Source organism: Ruegeria atlantica (assembly GCF_013033965.1).
Taxonomy (GTDB): domain Bacteria; phylum Pseudomonadota; class Alphaproteobacteria; order Rhodobacterales; family Rhodobacteraceae; genus Ruegeria; species Ruegeria atlantica_D.
In genome coordinates this window covers 1-3,169 of sequence record NZ_WQFE01000031.1, presented here as the reverse complement: position 1 = coordinate 3,169, position 3,169 = coordinate 1, and the positions used below count along the sequence as shown (strand labels likewise).

Here is a 3,169-nt window from a genome sequence, read left to right as displayed (position 1 = left end):
GGCGCTTGCTTCACCGCAAATCCGCCGCATAATCACATGAACCAGATGCGCCAGAACCTCTCTTAGCTCACGCCGCCATCTGTCCCAAAATCCCTGACAAGGGACAAGATTGAGATGCAGATCAATCGACCGTATCAGATGATTTTGAGGAACATGATCTTCCAGAGAGAACTCGTAAAACAGCGCCGCTTGTGCTTCCTGCCTCGGTCCCATCATCGCAAATACTTCCGCCCAATGCGGGATTTGAAACAGCGTCTTGCCACCCGTTCAACCAGAGTTTTTTTACAACATCGGCCCAGCAGGAAATTGATCGCGAGCGCAGCATTCGAAACGTTTGGCTAGGATTTTCGGCTGGATTCGACGACGAAGAAAAAGGATATTTAAGGTTGTCAGATCATTTCGCACAATGGAGAATCAAATGCGTCGATCGATCCTAACGCTGCTAATGGCAATGGGGATATTGGGCGGCCCCGCATCGTCCCAACCGCTTTTGGAAGAATCCGAGGCCTTCAATCCCTACAGCGAGACGGCGATGGCAATTACCGGCCCAGTGATCTTGTCCACCAATCGAATGGTTTTCGAAACCGGCAGATTTCTTGATCTCGAAGTTCATGACCCTCGAGCTGACGGCAGTTGGGGCGCGTCAGGTGATGTGCCTATTGCTCAGGTATTCCGTGTGTCAGGGGATGTCGGAACCTTGCGGCGGGGAAACACGCTTTGTGGCGACCAGCCAATAACCTATATGGCAGCCTGGGACGAAGAAGGCTCCGGTTTCAACTATCTAGGCATCGCAATGTTCACAGGGATAGACGCGCCTACAAACATTGCCGACCAGACGATGTGCGCGACCTATTTCTTCTCGATGAATGTTGGGGACTAGTTCAGAAGTTGCCCCAGCATATTCGACCGGGCGGGCCATTCATCGCCTAGTGCAAGCATGTGATTCAACGGTAGGGAATGCTGAACAACAAGAAGCTGTTGGTCTGGGTGATTACAAGCGCTCTGTAAGCGGCGGTGCGAAAGTCAGCCACGGCAGCGGCAGGATGATCCTGCTGCGGGCGGCGTAAAAGCCGGCCAGTTTTGGCCCTTTCTGGTTTCAGGGAGGGCGGGAGCATTTTCACCGTGGAACTTTATCGGAAGGTTCGCCATGCGTATTTCCGCGAAGGCATGAGCAAGAGAGCCATCGTCCGCCATTTCGGGATCTCGCGGGACAGCGTTGACAAGATGATCGTGTTTTCGGTGCCGCCGGGCTATCGGCGGACTGCACCGATCCGGCGCCCGAAGCTGGACGGTTTCACCGGGATCATTGTCACTGTGCCCTAAATTACTGGACGCAGACACATTGCCGGACATTTGGCCCGGTTTTGTGCCCTTAATTCTCGGATATCCACAGGCTAGCGGCGACTTTTTTCGAGGGTGCGATCTGCGCATCGGAGCAACTCCGCACGGTCCGCATTCACACCGAGTTGTTCGATTGCTATTTTCGCCACCGTCAGAAAGTCGGGTTTAGTTGTGTTGTCGGATTTCCGTGCCGGGAACCGGGCCTTCTGAGTTTTGCGATCATCTGGCTCGTGACTCGACGGACTGCATGAAAGGTGAACGAGTTGATCCAATAAATTGCGTTGACCAGGGAATGCCATGCGCAGCCTATCTCGTGCGGTAGGATCACGACGCATCGCAATAGATACGGCCACCAATGGTCGCGTCATCAACAGGTTAACAGCAGCGAGCATTGCATACCGGTTCTGGCGGGATTTGGAGCAAAACCCCGCGTGACGAAGTTCTGGCGCAAGTACCCGTACAACCTGTGGCGCCAAGTCCAATTGCCGACCAACTTGCTGACTTCCGCGCCAATACATTTGCTCCAACCACCCAGCGCCCTTTGAAGCTCGGGCTTCCAACCGTAAGGGAACTTGAAACTCTTCACTTGACGCTGTGCCGAGAGGTAATAAGCCAGTACCACAGGACTTACAGGTCATAGACCATGCGTAGCGCCAATGACGCAGAGAGATGCCGGGCACTTTTTGCGTACATGTCGGACAGTATTGAAAGTCTGAACAGGATACACATTCGACTGGAAATCCGGCGCGGTGTACGAGCAACATGCCCTGTATATCACTCGACGGCAGATGAGTCAGAGCACCGAACCGTTCGATATTTGCGCGTCGCAGATCGTGACTGGTCTCCGGCGGCTTATCACCCGAAAACCCGAGATAGCCAAGCAATTCAGGAGCAGAGCAATAGTTGGCCGCAGCAAGCCGCGTGACCCAACTTGATAACAATTCGTCTTGTAACGGCGGTGGACGCCTCGGCAGGGGACGAATAGTCACTATGAACCGCCCCGGGTTTACCGGAGAGTCAAACACTCCGAAGGTGAGCCTTATGACGAAGAAGAAACATACCCCCGCCTATCCGGCCGAGCTGCGTGAACGCGACGTCCGTCTTTTCCGCGAGAACCGCTCCGAGCACACCAGCGATAATGCGGCCTATCGTGCGATTGCGCCGAAGCTTGGCTGCTCGCCCGATAGTCTACGGGTTTGGTGTCAGCAGGCGGAACGTGATGCCGGAGAGCGTGCGGGCCTGACGAGCGCCGAGAAGGATCGGATCAAAGATCTTGAGCGATAGGTTCGGGAGCTGCGCCAGGCCAATGAGATCCTGAAGAAAGCTTCTGCGTATTTTGCCCTGGCGGAGCTCGACCGCCCATTCAAACGATGATTGCCTTCATCGAGGATCACAAAGTGGCCCACGGGGTCGAGCCGATCTGCAGGGTGCTGCCGATTGCCCCGTCCACGTTCTATGCCCATGCCGCCATTGCCAATGATCCTGATCTGGCATCGGACCGGGCCAAGCGTGACATCATTGATGCTGAGAAGATCAAAGCGGCCTTTGATGGAAGCGGCAAGCGTTATGGCGCGCGTAAAATCTGGCATGATCTGCGACGCGACGGCCATGACATCGCACGGTGCACAGTTGAACGGCTGATGAAAGCGATGGGAATGCAGGGTGTTGTACGAGGGCAAAAGCCGATCACGACCAACCCCGACACCTCTCAGCCGTGCCCGGATGACAAGGCCAATCGCGACTTCACAGCCAATACGCCAAACCAGCTTTGGGTGAGTGACTTCACCTATGTCTCGAGCTGGCAGGGTATGGTGTACGTCGCCTTCAT

General features: G+C 55.0%; 5 protein-coding genes, 1 pseudogene and 1 other annotated feature. Of the genes and pseudogenes, 4 read left to right on the top strand and 2 right to left on the bottom strand.

Annotation, left to right across the window (positions count from 1 at the left end):
- Positions 1 to 216: hypothetical protein (locus GOW16_RS22700; protein WP_217354719.1), on the bottom strand; the 216-nt coding region annotated here is incomplete at its 3' end.
- Positions 217 to 418: 202 nt separating this feature from the next.
- Between GOW16_RS22700 and GOW16_RS22485 the strand changes: the two genes are divergently transcribed.
- Together GOW16_RS22485 and GOW16_RS22480 are read left to right on the top strand one after the other, a co-directional pair.
- Positions 419 to 880 (top strand): hypothetical protein, encoded by a 462-nt coding sequence (locus GOW16_RS22485; protein ID WP_170419784.1) that lies wholly within the window; start codon positions 419 to 421, stop codon positions 878 to 880.
- 242 nt (positions 881 to 1,122) lie between these two features.
- A pseudogene (locus GOW16_RS22480) lies at positions 1,123 to 1,308 on the top strand (IS21 family transposase); the annotation flags it as partial.
- Between the two features lie 86 nt (positions 1,309 to 1,394).
- On the opposite strand, the gene GOW16_RS23135 reads toward GOW16_RS22480, so the two are convergent.
- Complete coding sequence (locus tag GOW16_RS23135) at positions 1,395 to 2,330, bottom strand: TniQ family protein (protein WP_170419782.1); 936 nt, start codon at positions 2,328 to 2,330, stop codon at positions 1,395 to 1,397.
- A gap of 52 nt (positions 2,331 to 2,382) precedes the next feature.
- Here GOW16_RS23135 and GOW16_RS22470 point away from each other — a divergent pair, with 52 nt between their 5' ends.
- Both GOW16_RS22470 and GOW16_RS22465 read left to right on the top strand, forming a co-directional pair.
- Positions 2,383 to 2,625, top strand: coding sequence for a hypothetical protein (locus GOW16_RS22470; RefSeq protein ID WP_170419780.1), 243 nt, complete (start codon positions 2,383 to 2,385; stop codon positions 2,623 to 2,625).
- 44 nt (positions 2,626 to 2,669) lie between these two features.
- Positions 2,670 to 2,786 (top strand) — a sequence feature (AL1L pseudoknot).
- The coding region (locus GOW16_RS22465) for an IS3 family transposase (protein ID WP_170419778.1) at positions 2,739 to 3,169 on the top strand (431 nt) is incomplete at its 3' end. Its footprint overlaps the feature before it by 48 nt.

Excerpts from the sequence above, each read along its gene's own strand:
- GOW16_RS22485 (WP_170419784.1), top strand. The coding sequence starts at position 419 with ATGCGTCGATCGATCCTAACGCTGCTAATGGCAATGGGGATATTGGGC.
- GOW16_RS22470 (WP_170419780.1), top strand. The coding sequence starts at position 2,383 with ATGACGAAGAAGAAACATACCCCCGCCTATCCGGCCGAGCTGCGTGAA.